This window comes from Undibacterium sp. GW821-FHT11B02 (genome assembly GCF_058808955.1).
The window spans coordinates 210,472-229,896 of sequence record NZ_JBXASD010000010.1; the positions used below are offsets into that span (position 1 = coordinate 210,472).

The 19,425-nt window shown below is 50.0% G+C and carries 19 protein-coding genes; 13 read left to right on the plus strand and 6 right to left on the minus strand.

The annotated features are described in order from the left end of the window. Positions 1 to 8 precede the first annotated feature (8 nt). The 3 genes from AC1RVX_RS21690 to AC1RVX_RS21700 are packed head-to-tail and all read left to right on the plus strand — an operon-like array spanning position 9 to position 2,781. The gene (locus tag AC1RVX_RS21690; RefSeq protein ID WP_493218652.1) at positions 9 to 824 is read left to right on the plus strand and encodes an endonuclease/exonuclease/phosphatase family protein; all 816 of its coding nucleotides are present in this window, start codon (positions 9 to 11) and stop codon (positions 822 to 824) included. Further along, positions 821 to 1,984, plus strand: coding sequence for a phospholipase D-like domain-containing protein (locus AC1RVX_RS21695; RefSeq protein ID WP_493218653.1), 1,164 nt, complete (start codon positions 821 to 823; stop codon positions 1,982 to 1,984). Before AC1RVX_RS21690 ends, AC1RVX_RS21695 begins: the two co-directional genes overlap by 4 nt. Beyond that, positions 1,981 to 2,781: a DUF429 domain-containing protein gene (locus AC1RVX_RS21700; protein ID WP_493218654.1), complete on the plus strand. Its 801-nt coding sequence runs from the start codon at positions 1,981 to 1,983 to the stop codon at positions 2,779 to 2,781. The genes AC1RVX_RS21695 and AC1RVX_RS21700 overlap by 4 nt, the downstream gene beginning before the upstream one ends. Positions 2,782 to 2,785: 4 nt before the next feature. On the opposite strand, the gene AC1RVX_RS21705 is transcribed toward AC1RVX_RS21700, so the two are convergent. From AC1RVX_RS21705 to AC1RVX_RS21720, 4 genes are read right to left on the minus strand one after another with little or no spacing between them, the layout of a single operon-like run. Continuing rightward, entirely contained in the window at positions 2,786 to 3,670 is an 885-nt protein-coding gene (locus AC1RVX_RS21705) for a hypothetical protein (protein ID WP_493218655.1), read from the minus strand. Continuing rightward, a complete protein-coding gene (locus AC1RVX_RS21710) occupies positions 3,660 to 4,427 on the minus strand; it encodes a tRNA(His) guanylyltransferase Thg1 family protein (protein ID WP_493218656.1) in 768 nt (255 codons plus the stop codon). Before AC1RVX_RS21710 ends, AC1RVX_RS21705 begins: the two co-directional genes overlap by 11 nt. Next, on the minus strand, positions 4,424 to 4,864 hold the full coding sequence (locus AC1RVX_RS21715; protein ID WP_493218657.1) for an AAA family ATPase: 441 nt from the start codon (positions 4,862 to 4,864) through the stop codon (positions 4,424 to 4,426). The genes AC1RVX_RS21710 and AC1RVX_RS21715 overlap by 4 nt, the downstream gene beginning before the upstream one ends. Positions 4,865 to 4,917: 53 nt before the next feature. Then, positions 4,918 to 5,556 (minus strand): TetR/AcrR family transcriptional regulator, encoded by a 639-nt coding sequence (locus AC1RVX_RS21720; protein ID WP_493218658.1) that lies wholly within the window; start codon positions 5,554 to 5,556, stop codon positions 4,918 to 4,920. A 270-nt stretch (positions 5,557 to 5,826) separates the two neighbouring features. Between AC1RVX_RS21720 and AC1RVX_RS21725 the strand changes: the two genes are divergently transcribed. From AC1RVX_RS21725 to AC1RVX_RS21765, 9 genes are all read left to right on the plus strand, one after another. Further along, positions 5,827 to 6,204, plus strand: coding sequence for an RNA-binding S4 domain-containing protein (locus tag AC1RVX_RS21725; RefSeq protein WP_493218659.1), 378 nt, complete (start codon positions 5,827 to 5,829; stop codon positions 6,202 to 6,204). A 258-nt stretch (positions 6,205 to 6,462) separates the two neighbouring features. Next, positions 6,463 to 7,065, plus strand: coding sequence for a TetR/AcrR family transcriptional regulator (locus AC1RVX_RS21730; RefSeq protein ID WP_493218701.1), 603 nt, complete (start codon positions 6,463 to 6,465; stop codon positions 7,063 to 7,065). 65 nt (positions 7,066 to 7,130) lie between these two features. Beyond that, positions 7,131 to 8,921 (plus strand): acyl-CoA dehydrogenase C-terminal domain-containing protein, encoded by a 1,791-nt coding sequence (locus tag AC1RVX_RS21735; RefSeq protein ID WP_493218660.1) that lies wholly within the window; start codon positions 7,131 to 7,133, stop codon positions 8,919 to 8,921. A gap of 57 nt (positions 8,922 to 8,978) precedes the next feature. Next, positions 8,979 to 11,378, plus strand: a complete 2,400-nt coding sequence (locus tag AC1RVX_RS21740) for a 3-hydroxyacyl-CoA dehydrogenase/enoyl-CoA hydratase family protein (protein ID WP_493218661.1) — start codon at positions 8,979 to 8,981, stop codon at positions 11,376 to 11,378. A gap of 15 nt (positions 11,379 to 11,393) precedes the next feature. Beyond that, a complete protein-coding gene (locus AC1RVX_RS21745; RefSeq protein ID WP_423034758.1) occupies positions 11,394 to 12,590 on the plus strand; it encodes an acetyl-CoA C-acyltransferase in 1,197 nt (398 codons plus the stop codon). A gap of 69 nt (positions 12,591 to 12,659) precedes the next feature. Then, positions 12,660 to 13,574, plus strand: coding sequence for an alpha/beta hydrolase family protein (locus AC1RVX_RS21750; protein WP_493218662.1), 915 nt, complete (start codon positions 12,660 to 12,662; stop codon positions 13,572 to 13,574). Positions 13,575 to 13,591: 17 nt separating this feature from the next. Then, the gene (locus AC1RVX_RS21755) at positions 13,592 to 14,368 is read left to right on the plus strand and encodes an enoyl-CoA hydratase (protein WP_493218663.1); all 777 of its coding nucleotides are present in this window, start codon (positions 13,592 to 13,594) and stop codon (positions 14,366 to 14,368) included. Between the two features lie 21 nt (positions 14,369 to 14,389). Then, complete coding sequence (locus tag AC1RVX_RS21760; RefSeq protein WP_493218664.1) at positions 14,390 to 14,857, plus strand: hypothetical protein; 468 nt, start codon at positions 14,390 to 14,392, stop codon at positions 14,855 to 14,857. A 4-nt stretch (positions 14,858 to 14,861) separates the two neighbouring features. Next, complete coding sequence (locus AC1RVX_RS21765) at positions 14,862 to 15,188, plus strand: hypothetical protein (RefSeq protein ID WP_493218665.1); 327 nt, start codon at positions 14,862 to 14,864, stop codon at positions 15,186 to 15,188. 210 nt (positions 15,189 to 15,398) lie between these two features. Here the strand turns inward: AC1RVX_RS21765 and AC1RVX_RS21770 are convergent, their stop codons facing one another. After that, the gene (locus AC1RVX_RS21770; RefSeq protein ID WP_493218666.1) at positions 15,399 to 15,584 is read right to left on the minus strand and encodes a hypothetical protein; all 186 of its coding nucleotides are present in this window, start codon (positions 15,582 to 15,584) and stop codon (positions 15,399 to 15,401) included. Then, positions 15,581 to 16,120, minus strand: coding sequence for an AAA family ATPase (locus AC1RVX_RS21775; protein WP_493218667.1), 540 nt, complete (start codon positions 16,118 to 16,120; stop codon positions 15,581 to 15,583). The genes AC1RVX_RS21770 and AC1RVX_RS21775 overlap by 4 nt, the downstream gene beginning before the upstream one ends. A 547-nt stretch (positions 16,121 to 16,667) precedes the next feature. Here AC1RVX_RS21775 and mgtA point away from each other — a divergent pair. Next, positions 16,668 to 19,346 (plus strand): magnesium-translocating P-type ATPase, encoded by a 2,679-nt coding sequence (mgtA, locus tag AC1RVX_RS21780; protein WP_493218668.1) that lies wholly within the window; start codon positions 16,668 to 16,670, stop codon positions 19,344 to 19,346. The last annotated feature ends 79 nt before the right edge of the window (positions 19,347 to 19,425 follow it).

Genomic DNA, 19,425 nt, shown 5'->3' on the forward strand with positions numbered 1-19,425 from the left:
GAGCCGCAATGAAGCTGCGCATCGCCACTTATAACATTCACAAGGGCGTCAGTGCATTTGGGCGCAAGGCGCGCATACATGGCATCAAGGATGCCATAGACCTGCTGAACGCTGATCTCGTATTCCTGCAGGAAGTGCAGGGCCAGCATGATCTGCATGCTGAAAACCATACGCTGTGGCCACAAGAAGGCCAGCATGAATTCCTGGCAGGGCAATCTCACCAGGCTGTATATGGCATGAATGCCGTGTACGAACATGGTCATCACGGTAATGCCTTGCTGAGCCGCTATTCCATTTCGTCCTTTGTGAATCACGATGTTTCCGATCATGCCTATGAACAACGCGGCATACTGCATGCCGTAGTACGTGTGGGCGAAGTGGATGTGCATTGTTTCGTCATCCATCTGGGTCTGTTTGCTGTCAGTCGGCGACGCCAGATACAGGCCCTGATCCACACCATCAAACGCGATTTGCCTGACCAGGCACCATTGGTCATTGCTGGTGATTTCAATGACTGGAGCCAGCGGCTTAGTCAGACCCTGTATCAGGAGTTGGGGGTGTTTGAGGCGTTTGATGTGGATGCGAGTCACGGCATGTCACGTTTTTCATTGAAAAATATGCGTAACCTGTTTGTCAAAAACAAGGGACGCCATGCCCGTACTTTTCCTGCAGGGTTGCCATGGTTGTGTCTGGACCGTGTTTATTTGCGAGGTTTTAAAGTCGAAGGAGCAGAAGTACTTACGGGAGCACCCTGGACCACGCTATCAGACCATGTGCCGATTATGGTCACTCTGGAATTGTTGAAACCTGCTGAAATGTCATGAGCAAACTGCATTTCGTTGCTGGGAATGACATACAACTGCTACACAGCGGCGCGCAGTTTTTTCCTGCGCTGATCGGCGGGATCAATCAGGCCAGCCACGAAATTTACCTGGAAACCTATATCTTCGCCAATGACCAGACAGCTGTTGATGTGCAGACTGCACTGGTGCAGGCCGCCGCGCGTGGCGTGCAGGTCCGGGTCGTCATCGACTGGATAGGCAGCGACCGTCAGGCTGCCATTGACCTGACCCAGCGTTTCAATGGTGCCGGTGTCGATTGTCGTTGCTTCAATCCCTGGTTTACACGTGGGCTAGCCCGTACTCACAGAAAAATTTGTGTGCTTGACCAACAGGTCGCAATGGTAGGTGGCCTGAACATTATTGATGACGCAGTGTCAGATGATGGGTCTGCCCGGCCCCTGCCTTTTCCGCGCTGGGATTTTGCTGTTAGGGTAATCGGGCCGTTGGTTGCGCATGTACATCTGGAAGTGGATGCACAATGGCGCAAACTGGGACGATTGGATTTCCGTTCACGCTTTGCACTGATGCGGCATCTGCATGCTGATGCCAAAAGCGGAGGCAGGCAAATCACGGCAGCCGCCCTGGTGGTGAGGGATAATTTACGTAACCGTACCACTATACAAAAGGCTTACCTGCACGCCTTGGGTACAGCCAGAACACGTGCCATTCTGGTGACGCCTTATTTTGCGCCTGGCAGAAAATTCAGACGTGCCATGATATCTGCGGCGTCGCGCGGCGTTGACGTCGTGCTCTTGTTGGGTGTTGGTCAATTTGCGCTACAGGATGCGGTGGCACAGTCCTTTTATGGTCGCCTGTTGCAGGCAGGTGTACGCATTGTTGAATATCGCAAGACGCAATTACACGCCAAGGTTGCGGTGGTAGATGAAGACTGGGCGACCGTGGGGTCAAGCAATTTCGACGGGCTGAGTCTGTTCGTCAATCATGAAGCAAATATAGTTGTCCGTGACCGGGATTTTGTCACCATGCTGTCACGTGAACTGGACCAGGGGTTGGCCGATGGCGTGGAAATTCTGGCCGCTGACGTTCATAAAAAAGCCTGGTATAGACACGTCTGGCATAGCATTGCCTATCTGGTTTACCGCGGTCTGATGCGCATTGTCACATTTGGACATTACGGATGAAGTTGCACGGCGTCGATTTTACTTCAGCGCCAACGCGCCGCAAATGCATCACCATTGCCAGCGGTACACTGCGTGAAGATGTCTTGCAATTGCAGACACTGACCAGCCTGTCTGACTTTGCAGCGTTTGAAATCTGGCTCATGCAGCCCGGCCCCTGGCTGGCAGGTTTTGATCTGCCATTCTCTCTGCCGCGAGAATTGGTGAAACATCTGGGCTGGCCGACCAATTGGCCAGCTTTGATGCGACATCTGCAAAGTCTTTCGCGAGCCGACATGCGTTTGCAATTCAAGGCTTTTTGCGACGCCCGCACAGTTGGCAATAAATTCGCCCACAGGGCCGCCGACATTCCTGCAGGTTCTTCGCCATCCATGAAATGGGTCAACCCACCCGTCGCCTATATGCTGCATGCAGGTGCCCCGCGCCTGCTGGACGCGGGTGTCAGCATACCTGGTATGCATGGGGGCGACCCGCAACGCATCGCGCTGGAAGCCTATCCTGGCATGGTGGCACGCAGCATTACGAAAGTCTCGTACAAGAGCGACGATAAAACCAAACAGACACTTGAACGCAGACAGGCGCGTGTACAGATAGTCGAAGCACTGGAAGCTGGCAACACGCCCTGGAAGATCAAACTGGATATGGGGCAGTTCAGAACCGAACTGGTGGACGATGGTAGCGCCGATTTACTGGATGCCGTGCTATGTATGCTGCTGGCCGCATGGGCCTGGCAAAGACGGGAAAATAATTATGGCTTGCCTGAGTTTGATGCGCTGGAAGGGTGGATAGTTGGAGCCTGAGTTCTTAGCGTACTTTAAACTGTAGAGCGTAAGTAGTGATGCCATAGAAGACCATCGCATATACCGCTAACCTGGGGTCAATGATGGCAAATGCTAATCCACCGCAAACACATCCTGTTGCGCGATATAAAGAATTTTCATTCTGGATTTTTGCTACCAGTGCAGAGGTAATCGCTGCAAGCGCCAGGATGATTGCGGCATAAAAACACCAATCGACAATAGCGTTCGGACTCACATCAAATACAGACGCACGGAATACTTCTTCCGGGTAGATGTCGTGCTCGTCTTTTTTTGAAAAAAATTTCAAGACATCTACATGGAAATTGATGGATTGAAAATAAGTCACGATGCTGATCAGGGTGATGGACACTATCCCTTGTAGCATGCTTAATATTCCCCATCGGTTTTGGATTTTGCTTATCCATGTAAGTCGGGCTGCGAAATGCCGGTGATTTGTGGCTGTAAAGATGTCTTTAAGGCCGATAAACATACCAAGGCAGATGAGTAACATGATCCCAAGGTAAAACATGTTACGGGTGGGTATGCTGGCATCTTGAAAATCGGGCTGCGCGTAGACGATTCCGGTTACCGTTGTCATAGTTGTAGCAAATACTGTTACAGACAGGATGCTACCGTTTATTCTCTTGTGGAGTTCGGGCAGCAAGGAGTCCAAGATGCGCAACAAGGGTATGCACAAGGCATAGGACCCCAGACATAGCGACATCATGAACAGGACTTTGAAACCAAGTACTGCAAGACCTAATCCACGGCCAGATACATCTTTAATAAGCCCGGTAACGAACCAGATGACTGGTGCAAATAAAGGGGCCAGCGCGTAGGCCAAAGCAGGATATCGCTGTTGATTATTTGTACTGTGATCAGTCTGCATTATTCGCTAACAAATTTGACAGAAAATCTCCATATGCGTCCCCCTGCGGCAATTCATAGTCTGTTTTCAATACTTTTCTTATGCTGACAACTTCTTTATTTTCTTTGGGGTTAAAGCCAATTTTTTCTTCGTCAACCATGTGCAGGCCGGTGCCACGTTTTTGCCAAAGCGGCAGACTGGCGAAGTGTATGTCCCTGCTTTGCAGCAGTGCTTCTTTTTCGGCCAGCGACTTGCCTTCTATGAAGCTGGTGGTTTCGTTTTGTGACTTGCCTTCTTTCCTGAGTTGCCAATAGCAATGGGCATTCAGGGCATTTCTGTGAGCATCTTCATTGCGCCAGCGAAAATAATCCACGACCAGATTCGCACTTGGTAACTGGCAGATACGGCAATCGAAGGCAGCCACCTGACCTAGCATCAGGCTGAATTTGGCAGAAGCTTCCCCTGCTAGCAGGGAATTATATTTCCTTAATTTGCGGCCAAAAGCATTGATATGCAGGTCTAACAATAAGGAAATCTCGTCGCTCTGGTTATAAGCGTAGACAACCTTGAAACCGCAGTTCATCAGATGCTTGCAGGTTTCTACCATGAGGTCACGGAATCTGATGTCAAACGGTGCTTCGAACGCGCAGATTTCTTTGGTCAGACGCGTAAAGCTACGGCCGTCTATGCGTGCCACCATATAAGTCCCGATCGGGACGCAGTCATCATGTGCTGTTTCGTAGGCACGCATGACTTTTTCAAGTTCATCAAACTTCATGTTTTCCAATCGATGGCAGTTAATTTTCCATCTATAAAATCGACGTAATACAGACGGTCAAAGCCCTCGTCATAGTCGGGAATTTCCATTTTTCTATGCGTATCCAGTATTCCGACCTTGGGAACTATATCCTTGTCTTGCCGTTGACTATTCCATGTCAAGGCTCTTTCCAGGTCGGTCTTGAAGTAATAGGCGCTTACGCGCCATTGCCTGGCTTTGATCTGTTCCAGATAGTCTGCCCGGATTTTTTTAGTGGCATTGGTATTGTCGATGACAAAAGACATGCTGGTGTCAAAGCAAAAATCCAGCAGGCGCGCCTGGCGATTTTTGGTTTTCAGCAAGTCATTGCTGATACGCAGGTGGCTATTGAAAAAGTGCTCTTTGTAAAAAGAAGATTTACCGCTGGCCTGTAATCCTATAAATATGATGGCTTCCATTCGTCTGCACACTGATATGTTGGTTTTGTATTGTATTACATGCGATAGCGCAGTTAACTCACCCGCGTGGCCGCCCGTATTCCGTCTGTAATGAAGCGCAGCAGGTGGGGGGCGGCAAGGTCGGCCTGGCGGGCAGGGCACAGGCCGTCGGACAGGCGTTCTATGCGGGTATCGACGACGTGGTGCAACAGCGCACCAAGGGCGAACTGATAGCTCCAGTAGACGCTGTCGGCGGGAGCGTGGGGCAGGGCATCGTGCAGTGCAGCGATGAATTCACGGGCCATGGGGTCATAGAATTCGCGGGTGATGCGTTCGCTGGCTTCATGCTGGTCAATGACGCCCCGCATGACCATCCGGGAGAAATTGGCACCTTCGGCTTTTTCGTTGAGTTTGAGTACAGGCAGCACAAAGGCGGCGATGATGGCTTCAAGTGCGGCACCGGGGGGACTATGCGCGCGAGCGTGGCGCAAGCCATTGAGGCGTTCTGCAATATAGCCGCTGTGGTGCTCATAGATGGCATGATACAGCTCATTCTTGGCACCGAAGTAATAACCGATCAGGGCAATAGGCACCCCAGCCTCATGCGCGATGTCACGTATGGAGACGCCTTCATAGCTTTGTGCGGCGAAGCATTTCTCTGCGGCAATGAGAATTGCGCGCTTTTTTCCACTTAGTTCTTCAACAGAGCTCATGAGCTGATCCGACCAAATTGGCAAGCATGCGAATATTTAAATTAATGCAAAACTTTGCCGAATTGTACGGTCGTTCAGTTTATTGTCTATGCGCACTGCAACATAGCTCAACTTGTTGACGGGCTTTGTTGTATGCACAAAAATTGGGCGAAAATGGCTTGTATTTGCCTTTCAGCTGCCATACATTGCATCAAAATAGTATGGACGTATTTTTTAGGGTTATGCTTGGCTTTTGCGTAGCTTCAATTTCAAGGAAAAGCGACATCTTTCATGAGCGACACCACCCGTATCGATAAATGGCTATGGGCAGCCAGATTCTTTAAAACCCGCAGCCTGGCGACCAATGCCATAGAACTTGGCCGTGTAATGCAAAACGAGCAGCGTATCAAGCCTGCCCATAACGTCAAAGTGGGTGACCTGATTGAGGTGCAGCAGGCCGAGCAAGTCTGGCAGGTCAGGGTGTTGCGCATACTGGAAATGCGCGGGCCAGCGACGGTTGCCCAGACTATGTATGAAGAAACCGCCGAAAGCGCAGCAAAACGCGCCAAAGCTGCAGAAGACAGGAAGTATTTCCGTGAACCAACGGCCACGCTGACTGGCAGGCCTACCAAGCGTGACAGGCGACAATTGGACCAGACGCGCAGTTAAATGAGGCTGAAAACAATGAAAAGATAAAAAACACGGTGACAGGCGAGGCCACCAGCAAGACACAAGCAGGATTCAAGGAGGTAAAACATAATAGATACTCTCCTCTAAAGACGGAATCTGGTTTGACATTTTATGCGCCGTGCATAATAGTACGAGCGTTCGATAAATTCATTTGTTTGCATCACTTTTTCTATTGGTTTATGTAAGCATGAATCTTCTCAACACAATCAATGTAATATGAATATGACATCAAAATTCATGCGCAAGGGGGAATTGACCCGTGCTGCCATTCTGGATGTAGCTCTGGATGCCGCCAGTCGTGACGGTATTGAGGGCCTGACCATAGGTTTGCTGGCCGACAAGATGAACATGAGCAAGTCTGGCGTGTTCGCCCATTTCGGATCGCGTGAAGACTTGCAGATCGAAGTGCTGAAGCTGTATCACCACCATTTCGAACAGGAAGTGTTTTATCCCAGCATGAAAGAAGAACGTGGTTTGCCGCGTTTGCAATCCATGTTTGCCTTGTGGGTCAAGCGTGTTACGGTAGAAATCGCCTCTGGCTGTATTTATATCAGTGGCGCTGCCGAATACGATGACAGGGCAGGGCCGATCAGGGACGAGCTGGTGGGTATGGTCCATGCGTGGCAGGGGGCCTTGCACCGTGCAGCAGCGCAGGCGATACAACTGGGCCATTTGCGTAACGATGTTGACCCTGAACAGATTGTGTATGAGATGTACGGCCTCATACTGGCACTGCACCATGATGCGCGTTTCTTGCGCAAACCAGGTAGTGTAGGTCGTGCTGAAGTCGGATTTGAACGAATGATCGAGTATTACGCGCCGGTGAAAGAAACCGCTTGAAGCACCGTCGCAAATAAGTTTTGTATCCACAAATAACGTTATAACTTTGCCGTCAGGAGAAAATCATGGGTCAATATATCGCTCCATTGCGTGATATGCAGTTCGTGTTGCATGAGCTGTTGAATGTTGAAGAAGAATTGAAACAGCTGCCTAAGCATGCTGATGTTGATGGCGACATCATCAACCAGATTCTGGAAGAAGGCGGCAAATTCACTGCCAATGTATTGTTCCCACTGAATCATTCCGGTGACCGCGAAGGCTGCCACCACGACAAGACCAACCACACTGTCACTACACCAAAAGGCTTTAAAGAAGCTTACAAACAATATGTGGAAGCTGGCTGGCCTGCATTGTCTTGCGACCCGGAATTCGGCGGTCAGGGCTTGCCACTGGTAGTCAACAATTCTTTCTATGAAATGATGAATTCAGCGAACCAGGCCTGGTCCATGTACCCAGGCTTGTCGCATGGTGCTTACGAATGTATCCATGAATATGGCACACCAGAACAAAAATCCCTGTACCTGCCTAAGCTGATTTCTGGTGACTGGACTGGCACCATGTGCCTGACCGAGCCACATTGCGGTACTGACCTGGGCATGTTGCGTTCCAAAGCAGAACCACAGGCTGACGGCAGCTACAAAATCACAGGTGCAAAGATTTTCATCTCTGCCGGCGAACATGATATGTCGGACAATATCGTCCATCTGGTACTGGCACGTCTGCCAGGTGCGCCAGAAGGTTCGAAAGGTATTTCCCTGTTTATCGTACCTAAATTTCTGCCAAATGCTGACGGTAGCAATGGCGCACGCAATCCTATCTTCTGTGGCGCTATCGAAGAAAAAATGGGCATCCACGGTAATTCCACTTGCCAGATGAACCTGGACGGCGCAACTGGCTGGCTGATCGGTGGCCCTAATAAGGGTTTGAACGCGATGTTCGTGTTCATGAATGCCGCACGTCTGGGCGTTGGCATGCAAGGTCTGGGGCTGACAGAAGTGGCTTACCAGAATGCCCTGGTGTACGCCAAAGACCGCATCCAGATGCGAAGCCTGTCTGGCCCTAAGGCACCGGACAAACCAGCTGACCCTATCATCGTTCATGCTGATGTACGCCGCATGTTGTTCACCGCAAAAGCCTATGCTGAAGGCGCACGTGCATTTTGTTCCTACGTTGCCCTGCAACTGGATAAAGAATTGAACCACCCTGATGAACAGGTACGCAAGGATTGCGCTGACGAAGTAGCTCTGCTGACACCAGTCATCAAAGCCTTCATCACTGACAATGCCTGGACCGCGACTTCTGAATGTCTGCAAGTGTATGGCGGCCACGGTTTCATCGCTGAATGGGGTATGGAACAATATGTGCGCGATGCCCGTATCAACATGATTTATGAAGGTACGAATACAGTACAGTCACTGGATTTGCTGGGTCGCAAAATCCTGATGGACAACGGTGCAAAACTGCGTAAATTTGGTGCCAAGGTTCAGGCCTTTGTTGAAGCCAATGGTACTAACGAAGCACTGTCAGAATTCATCACACCATTGGCTGAACTGGGCGACAAAGTCACCAAGCTGACCATGGAAATCGGTATGAAAGCCTTCCAGAACCCGGATGAAGTCGGCGCTGCTGCTGTACCGTATCTGCGTGTAGTCGGTCATCTGGTGTATAGCTATTTCTTTGCACAAATGGCCAAGATCGCTCTTGAAAAGCAGGATTCTGGCGACAAATTCTATATCTCGAAACTGGCGACTGTGCGTTTCTATTTTGCCCGTTTGTATCCGGAAACAGCGATGCTGATCCGCCAGGCACGTTCTGGTTCTGCCAATTTGCTGGCACTCGAAGCTGACTTGTTCTAATCAAACATGCGCTCCATTCTGTCTATGCAGGATGGAGCGTCCTACCTGAGGTTAAAAATGACCAATTTCATCGTTAAAAAAGTCGCCGTTCTGGGCGCTGGCGTGATGGGTGCGCAAATTGCTGCTCACTGTATCAATGCAAAAATACCTGTAGTCTTGTTTGATCTGCCAGCCAAGGAAGGTCCGAAGAACGGCATCGTCCTGCGCGCCATCGAGAACCTGAAAAAACTCAACCCTGCCCCACTGGGCAACAAGGAAGACGCTGCCCTCATCGAAGTCGCCAACTACGAAGACAACCTTGACGTGCTGGCCGGTTGTGATCTGATCATCGAAGCTATTGCAGAACGTATGGACTGGAAACATGATCTGTACAAGAAGGTTTCCCCGCACATTGCACCTAATGCGATTTTCGCATCCAATACTTCCGGCCTGTCTATCACTGCTTTGTCTGATGGCTTTGATGCAGAACTGAAAGCCCGTTTCTGCGGCGTGCATTTCTTCAACCCGCCACGCTATATGCACCTGGTGGAATTGATCCCTACCGTTGCTACCCGTCCAGAAATCATTGATCAGCTCGAAGGCTTCCTGACGACCTCCCTGGGTAAAGGCGTGGTCCGTGCCAAAGACACACCTAACTTCATTGCCAATCGCGTCGGTATCTTCGGCATGCTGGCAACGATGTATGAAGCAGAAAAATTCGGCCTGACTGTGGATGTCGTCGATGACCTGACCGGCAAAAAACTGGGTCGTGCTTCTTCTGGTACCTTCCGTACTGCGGACGTGGTTGGTCTGGATACCATGGGCCATGTTATCAAGACCATGCAAGACAATCTGTCTGATGATCCTTTCTTTGCTGTCTACAAAACACCTGAAGTGCTGGCCAAACTGGTCGCTGCTGGTGCTTTGGGACAAAAATCCGGTGCAGGTTTTTACAAGAAAGTCGGCAAAGATATCCAGCGCCTGGACTTTGCTACAGCACAATATGTGACTGGCGGTGCCAAGGCTGACGACGTCGTCGCCCGCATGTTGAAAGAAAAAGACCCGGTCAAGAAAATGAAGACCCTGCGTGAATCGACCAATGTGCAGGCACAGTTCCTGTGGGCGATTTTCCGCGATGCTTTCCATTACATCGCCTTCCATGGCGCAACGATAGCCGACAACGCGCGCGATATCGACTTTGCCATGCGCTGGGGCTTTGGCTGGAATGTCGGCCCGTTTGAAACGTGGCAGGCATCTGGCTGGCAAGAAGTCGCTGGTTGGGTCAAGGAAGATATCGAAGCTGGCAAGGCTCTGTGCAATGCACCGCTGCCAGCCTGGGTATTCGATGGCAAGGTTGCAGAAAATGCGGGCGTCCATACAGCAGAAGGCTCCTGGTCACCAGCCAGCGGCAAGTTTGTGCCACGTTCTACATTGGCTGTATATAACCGCCAAGCCTTCCGTGCTCCGGTATTGGGCACAGGCGTAGCCACAGGTGCAACAGCCGGCACAACTTTCTTTGAAGATGAATCTGTCCGTATCTGGCATCAGAATGACGACGTATTGGTCCTGTCGCTGAAGACCAAGATGCACGTGATTGGTCCAGGCGTGATCGAAGGCATGGAAAAAGCCATCGCCGAAGCCGAGAAGAACTTCAAGGGTCTGGTCATCTGGAGTGCAGACGCAGCTGACGGCGGTGCCTTCTCTGCTGGTGCTGACTTGCAAGCCATGCTGCCATTGTTCATGTCTGGCGGTGTAAAAGCGATAGAGCCAGCGATCTCGCGCCTGCAAAATGCGCATCAGGCTTTGAAATACGCGAATATCCCTGTGGTTGCTGCCGTATCTGGTCTGGCACTCGGCGGTGGTTGCGAATTGATGATGCACACGGCCAAACGCGTGGCTTCCATTGAATCGTACATCGGCTTGGTCGAAGTCGGTGTTGGTCTGGTGCCTGGTGGCGGTGGTTTGAAAGAAGCAGCAGTGCGTGCAGCGGCAGATGCCAAAGGCACAGATGTGCTGCAGTTCCTGAAAAACTACTTCACCAATGCAGCCACAGCTGCCGTATCCAAATCTGCGCTGGAAGCACAGAAGATGGGTTACCTGTCTGCGGATGACGTCATCGTCTTCAACCCATATGAGTTGCTGCACGTTGCCAAGGTAGAAGCACGGGCCATGTTTGATTCCGGTTACCGTGCACCGATGCGCAAACTGGTGCCTGTCACTGGACGCCATGGCATTGCGACTATCGCTGCACAACTGATCAATATGCGTGATGGTGGTTTCATCTCTGCACATGATTTTAAATTGGGCAAAATGATTGCTGAAGTGGTCAGCGGTGGCGACATCGATAATGGCAGCCTGGTCAGCGAGCAATGGTTGCTCGACATGGAGCGCAAAGCGTTTATGGAATTGCTGAATCATCCAAAAACACAAGAGCGCATTATGGGCATGATGCAAACTGGCAAGCCAGTCCGTAACTAATCGAGGTACATTAACATGACTAAACAACTCCAAGACGCCTACATCGTCTCTGCTACCCGTACCCCGATCGGCAAATCTGGTCGTGGCATGTTCCGTAACACCCGCCCTGACGACCTGCTGGTGCGCGTATTGCAATCTGCTTTTGCGCAAGTGCCTAACCTTGATCCAAAGCTGGCTGAAGATGCGATCATTGGTTGCTCTTTCCCCGAAGGCCCGCAAGGCCTGAACCTGGCGCGCATGGGCGTGTTGCTGGCGGGTTTGCCAAATACCATCGGTGGCGTCACCATCAACCGTTATTGCGCATCCGGCATTACTGCCGTTGCGATGGCGGCAGACCGTATCCGCGTCGGTCAGGCTGACGTGATGATTGCTGGTGGTGTCGAATCTATGTCCATGGTGCCTATGATGGGTAATAGCCCATCCATGAACATGGCTATCCTGAAAGACGAAAACGTCGGCATGGCTTACGGTATGGGTCTGACAGCAGAAAAAGTTGCCCAGCAATGGAAAGTATCCCGCGAAGCGCAAGATGCATTTGCCCTGCAATCACACCAGCGCGCAATTGCTGCACAAAACGCCGGTTACTTCGATGCAGAAACAACCTCTGTCGATATCATCGACCGTGTGCCGAACCTGGCCACTGGCGAAATCGAACTGAAAACACGTACCGTCAGTCGTGACGAAGGCGCACGCCCAGACACCTCTATCGAAGGTTTGGCCAAGCTGAAGCCTGTGTTCGCCGCCAAAGGCAGCGTTACAGCAGGTAACAGCTCACAAACTTCCGATGGTGCTGGTGCCCTGATCATCGTCAGCGAAAAAATCCTCAAGCAATTCAACCTGACCCCACTGGCACGTTTCGCTTCTTTTGCAGTACGTGGCGTACCACCAGAAATCATGGGTATCGGTCCTAAAGAAGCTATCCCGGCTGCATGCCGTGCCGCTGGCATTACGCAAGATCAGATCGACTGGTTTGAATTGAATGAAGCGTTCGCTGCACAATCTCTGGCCGTGGTGCAAGACCTGGGACTGGACCCAGCCAAGGTCAACCCTATGGGCGGCGCAATTGCTCTGGGTCATCCGCTGGGGGCAACTGGTGCGATCCGTTCAGCAACGACTATCCATGCCCTGCATCGCAATAACCTGAAATACGGCATGGTCACCATGTGCGTCGGTACAGGTATGGGCGCTGCCGGTATTTTTGAACGCATGTAAGCTGGACTGCCTGAGTAAAACAAACCGCGCAGACTGAATTTTCTGCGCGGTTTTTTTTAAGGAGTTGTGATGGAGACGATACAAATTATTACTGCTGATGGCACGGTGCTGACAGCAAAGAAATTTACACCTGCTGTCGGCATACAATCGGTGGTGGTCATGCCTGCGGCCATGGGAGTGAAGCAGAATTTCTATGAGCCCTTTGCAGAATTTTTGGCTGAACATGGCATTGCCGTATTGAGCTTTGACTATCGCGGCATGGGTGAATCCATTCCTGACCAGTATCGTGGATCGTTGCGTGGTTTCAAGGCGAATATCAATGACTGGGCCGAGAAAGACTACAACGCTGCCCTGAAGACCGCCAAAGAATGGCAGCCGGATGTACCGCTGCTGATTGTTGGTCATTCACTGGGCGGTCAGCTGCCAGGTCTGGTGCCGGACAATCACCTGATAGATGGCATGCTGACCGTTGGTTGTGGCAGCGGCTACTGGCGAGATAATGCACCGCAGTTGAAGCGTTTCGTCTGGTTGATGTGGTATTTCCTGGTTCCTCTGTACACGCGCCTGTGGGGCTATTTCCCTGGAAAAAAAATGCGCAAGGTGGGTGATTTACCCAAGGGGGTGATCTACCAATGGTCACGCTGGTGTCGCAACCCTGCGTATTTTGTGGAAAAAGATGGCAGCCCCATGCAGACCGGGCATCATAAAATCCACAAACCCATACTGTGCATGAGCTTTACCGATGATGAAATGATGAGCCGTCGCAGCATAGATAGCATGCATGATTATTACAGCAACGCTTCGGTGGAACGGCGTTATATCCATCCCGCAGAAGTGAATGCAAAACGCATAGGACATTTCGGCTTTTTCCGCCCACAGTTCCGCAACACACTTTGGCAGCAAGCCTTACAATGGCTCAACACTGCTCCAAATGCCGCTTTAAATACTGCTTCAAATACTGCTTCAATAAAACAATCGACCTGAAGATAAGAGACTAGACAATGGATATCCTGACCCACAAAGAAAACGGTATTTTGACGATCAATTTCAATCGTCCTGAAAAGAAAAACGCCATTACCCAGGCCATGTACCAGGCCATGGCTGACGCTCTGCGTGATGCAGAAACCGATGTCGCCGTGCGCGCTATTCTGATCACCGGCAAGCCGGAGATTTTTACAGCAGGTAATGATCTCGAAGATTTCATGAAAAATTCTGGCAGCATCGCCTCACCAGACAATTTGCCGCCGGTGTACCAATTCATGCAGGCATTGAATGAAATCGGCAAGCCTGTCATTGCTGTTGTGTCTGGTGCCGCCGTCGGCATAGGCACCACCTTGCTCATGCATTGCGACATGATTTACCTGGCTGACAATGCCAAACTTTCCATGCCCTTCACGCAATTGGGCTTGTGCCCTGAATTTGCTTCCAGCATGGTGTTCCAGCAAATCGTCGGTTATCAGCGCGCCGCAGAAAAACTCATGCTGGGTGAAGCCTTCAGCGCCCAGGAAGCGTTTGAAATGGGTTTCGTCAATAAGGTCTTGCCACTCGAAGAATTGCTGCCTTATGCGCAACAGCAAGCAGCCAAGCTGGCTGCTTTGCCGGCAGCGTCCATCCGTGTCACCAAACGTCTGATGAAAGGCAACCAGCCTGCAGCTATCAGCGCTAAGATGCTGGAAGAAAACAAGCACTTCGCCGCCATGCTGAGTGGTCCGGAAGCGAAGGAGGCGTTTATGGCTTTTTTCCAGAAGCGGAAGCCGGATTTTAGTCAATTCAACTAGGATCTTCTGGCAATAAGTGACATGCCTCAGCCGGCATATATTGTGCCGCCAGGATCTGGTGGGGCAAATAGCACAGTGCCGTTTGGCTTTGCAAACGTGGACGAATTTGCCCAATTCGGTAGCAATATGCGTACTGGGCTAGGCCGAGCAGGATACGAGAATGCGGAGCCGTTACTTCAAGGAAGTGCCGTCACCGGGAAGAGCTTTAAAACTGGCCAACCGTTTGATGTTGGCCATGTGAGTGACTTTGACGTTGCACTTGCAGACCCCTCTATGTTGGCGCGAGCTAAAGAATTGGGTATTGGTTTGCGTTCAGGTGGAACCCGTACTGGGCCGCTTACAGAACGAGACTTGCGCGCGCTTGGGGTGTTTGACTTGTCGAACCAAATGGGCCAACAAGCTGGTAGGGAAGTTAATTTCATGATCTATAACAATACGGCGACAGCCTCTCAGAAAGCTCCGAGTGTGGTTTTACCTGGAAGGAAATAAGAATATGGCGGTCTACGATCTTTATGGTTTTGTTTTAGATGACATCAGTGGCGCAAGGAAAATTCTCGAATCCTCCCTTGAGATTCAATTTGAGGTTCGCAATAGTGACTATCAGGGAGGGGAATATTACAAATGGGGGAAAACTGGCGACGAGAATTTTGTCTTGAAACTGAATGTTGACCCTATTGATGATGAGCCTGCTGAAATGTCATTTCCTGGGCATAAAATTTTATTCTATGTAAATGACACTTCACGTTCAGCAGATTTGCAGGAGAGATTGAGCCAAAGTGCGAAAGATTTCGTTTTATTGAGGCATGAGGATTTGAAGTAGGTGTTGCGCACGCCGCTTCCATCGTACTTCCTCCCAAATTGCCATCGCACGATTTTGGCAAGATTGAGTGTGGATTACCCCATTCCGGTCATACGGTTTTGCATGTCCAACTTCACTTGAATCATAACGACAACCCAATTGCCGTCATATCGAATGCTGTGTAAAAGAGGGCATGACGCCCCCGAACGATACGATGATTTTGGCTACCTGCTAAAACGACTCATCATCCGACTCTCTTTGTGCTGGATTGCTCTGTGATGCTTCTTGTTGCATGATTTTTATTTCATCACCATAAGTCTGCATCAACATATCACGCACCTGATCAAGGAATTCAACGATATTGTACGCATCCTTTGGCCGAAGGTAAGTGGTGAGCTTGTGGATGTGCATGCTCATGATGACACCCGCTGCGGTTTGACCTGTTGCTTAAGCAAAGCATCGTGTGACCGCCAGTGCGGTTGCAGAAGCGCGGCATTGACATGCGACACCGTGCAAATGCGTTGATGCGCAAGGCAAGTCGCAATCAGAGTAGCGTAACAAAGGTTATGACATAGCCGTAAATTACCCTGCACCGCCCGCAACACGACCTGCAAGGCTGCTTCATCGAAAGTATTGGCGCCCAAACCAACGGCAGCCAGCTCGGTGATGACAAACCTGATCAAGTCATCGTCATGCAACGGCAGCACCTGCCTGGAATAACTGATCCGGCTCTTGATGTCTTCATTACACGTCATTGACAAACGAAACATCAACTCAGGATGGCCCAGCAACACCAGATTGTGCTTTTTAGGGAAACGCTCAAACAACAAGCGCAATTTACGTAAAATGCCCACATCCAGCAAGTGCGCCTCATCGATCACGATATACAGCGTTTTTTGCGATTGACCATGACGGTAAGCCGCTTGTATCAGCTCTTTTTCGATATCCTTCATCCGTGCATTCACCTGTATGTATTGAGAAAATGGATGTGATAAGAATGACTACTATCACCTGGCAAAGTGGGCTCAATATTTAGACGTAGATTTCAAAAAAAAAAGTGAAATCGAGAAAATCTCATTTTCTCTGACACAAATAAAAAAAATCTCAGCTTTTGCGGCAATCGGCCTCAATTTATGTGACAATTTTCTGATAATCAGTGCTTTCTTTGCCAATTCCACTCTCAACTTCCGTGGTCAGCCACCAGGCTGACCTGTTCACTCCTATTGGTGAAACAAGTTATGGCAACAAACAGTGATATAAGTATAGCTAACTGGTTGTCCAACTGATCCAACGTACATCGCACTGCAAGCTACTGTATTGTTCTACCCACGTTTGCTTGAGTTAGGTCAAATCTAAATGCCTAAGGCAAAGGTAGGATAGCCACGTTAATATCTTTAGAACTTACAAATAGGCCATCGGTTTATTTGCTCTTGATACCGGCATTTTTTAACCGATGCCGCGACAAGTGTTGCTGTAGTTTCACTTTACTGGAAACATGTCATGCAACTCTACGACTATCTACGAAAGCAATTTTCGCGTCTTCACGGTTCGCATGAACTATCGCAGCCAAATCATGCTGAGCAGACTAACCAACATGAATTGAGTGCGCTGGCTGCACTTGATTTAGCGGAGTTAATGCAAAAACTTGACAGTAATTCTTTGGGCTTACTTGATTACGATATAGAGGTGCGCCTTAAAGCGTTTGGTTCCAACGCGATTGCTGAAGAGACAGAAAAAAACCTTGTCGTGCAGTTGTTGCAAAGATTGGGCAATCCACTCAATATTCTACTGTTGATTTTGGCCAGTGTGTCGCTGGCGACGCACAATTTAGAATCGGCAGGTATCATTGCCGCTATGGTGATCTTGAGCGTCACTCTGGCTTTTATCCAGGAAAGACGATCAAGCCGTGCGGCGGCTGCATTGAGGGCAATGGTACATACCACGGCCACCGTATTGCGTCGTGCATCTTCAGACATTTCAGGTGCCGCCTCAGCCGCGTCCACAAAAGAAATTCCAATCAGTCAGCTCGTGCCTGGCGATGTCGTACATTTGTCAGCTGGTGATATGGTGCCGGCCGACATTCGCTTGCTCACTGCCAAAGACTTGTTTGTCAACCAGGCGTCAATGACGGGTGAAGCGTTGCCATCCGAGAAATTTCCCCTGGTTGAGCCAGCCGGTGTTGACTACCTGCAGTTGCGCAATGTCTGCTTCATGGGCACCAATGTTGCCAGTGGCACTGCAACCGCTGTCGTTATCCATACAGGTGCGCGGGCAGTCTTTGGCGGCATCGCCAAAGCTATTGCTGGTGAACGGGCACCTACCAGTTTTGATCGTGGCATCACCCGTTTTACCTGGTTGATGATACGTTTCATTGCCGTCATGGTGCCTTTGGTGTTCGTCATCAATGGAATAAGCAAGGGCAATTGGCTGGAAGCCCTGCTATTCGCTACAGCCGTTGCCGTTGGTCTTACGCCCGAGATGTTGCCCATGCTGGTGACAGTGAACCTGAGTAAGGGGGCATTAGCGATGTCCGCGAAGAAAGTGATCGTCAAGCGGCTCAATGCAATCCAGAATTTTGGTGCCATGGACATACTCTGTACCGATAAGACGGGGACGTTGACGCAAGACCGTATCATCCTGGAAAAATATGTGGACCTGAACGGTAAGCCAAGTGAACGGGTACTCGATTTTGCTTACCTTAACAGTTACTACCAATCGGGCCTGAAGAATTTGCTTGACGTTGCCGTGTTGAAATATAACGAAGTGCATGAAAAGCTACATGCCACCGGCGAATATAGCAAAGTCGACGAAATTCCATTTGACTTCATGCGTCGCAGAATGTCAGTGATAGTCGATGGCCATGGCGAACGCCTGCTAATTTGCAAAGGTGCGGTGGAGGAAGTGTTCAATGCCTGTTCTCATGGCGAACTGGATGGCAAGACATTTGATCTCGATGCAAGCCATTTGACCTCGCTCCAGGCCGAGAGTAAAGATTTGAATGAGAACGGCTTCAGGGTTATTTCCATCGCTTACAAGCGGGTTGACGCAAGTAAGACAGATTTCTCAGTGAAGGATGAAACTGATCTCATCTTATTGGGCTACATCGCGTTCCTGGACCCGCCAAAAGACAGTGTCAGTGCTGCCCTGGCGGCGCTTGCCAAGCATGGTGTCAGTGTAAAAATCCTGACTGGGGATAACGATATCGTCACAAGGAAAATCTGTAAAGACGTAGGCTTGCAAGTCGATAAAATCATGCTAGGCAGTGATTTTGAAAAACTCAGCCTCGATGAACGCTGCGATGCTGCAGAAGCAGCTCAGGTGTTTGCCAAGCTGTCGCCTTCGCAAAAAGTCATGGTGATTGAGGCGCTACACCGCCGGGGGCATGTAGTAGGTTATTTAGGTGACGGCATCAATGACGGACCAGCTCTTAAAGCAGCCGACGTCGGTATTTCGGTCGATACGGCAGTCGATATCGCAAAGGAGTCAGCCGATATCATTTTGCTGGAGAAGAGCCTGCTGGTATTGGATGAAGGCGTCATTGAAGGACGCAAGGTGTTTGGCAACATCATCAAATATATACGCATGGGTGCCAGCTCGAATTTCGGCAATATGTTCAGTGTGCTTGGTGCCAGCGCCTGGTTGCCTTTCTTGCCCATGGCACCGATACAAGTGCTGGCAAATAACTTGTTGTATGATTTTTCACAGACTGCAATCCCCACCGATAACATCGATCCTGAATACCTGGATAAACCACGTCAATGGGAAATCAATAACATCGCCCGCTTTATGTTCTTTATCGGGCCAATCAGTTCTATTTTCGATTATGCGATTTTCGCAACCATGTATTATTTTTTTGACGCCAGGACATTGGCTCAGGCTTCCTTGTTCCAGACAGGCTGGTTTGTGGAATCATTGTTGTCACAAACCCTGATTATCCACATCATCCGTACCTCCAGGATTCCCTTTGTGGAAAGCCGCGCCAGTACGCCACTGATATTGACCAGTGTTGCCATTTGCTGCGTTGGAATCTGGCTGCCTTATTCGCCGTTTGCCAGTTCCCTGGGTTTCGTCGCACTTCCTTGGTCGTACTGGCCCATCGTTACCGCCATGCTTGCCATCTATCTGGTACTTACCCATATTATGAAGAAATGGTTTCACAGGCTGTTTGGTGTGATTTGATAGGAAATAAGTCAAACCTGGATCTCAGCGATCTGACCGTCTGGTTGCGGCAGCCTGGCAATAAATAATAGAACGCAAA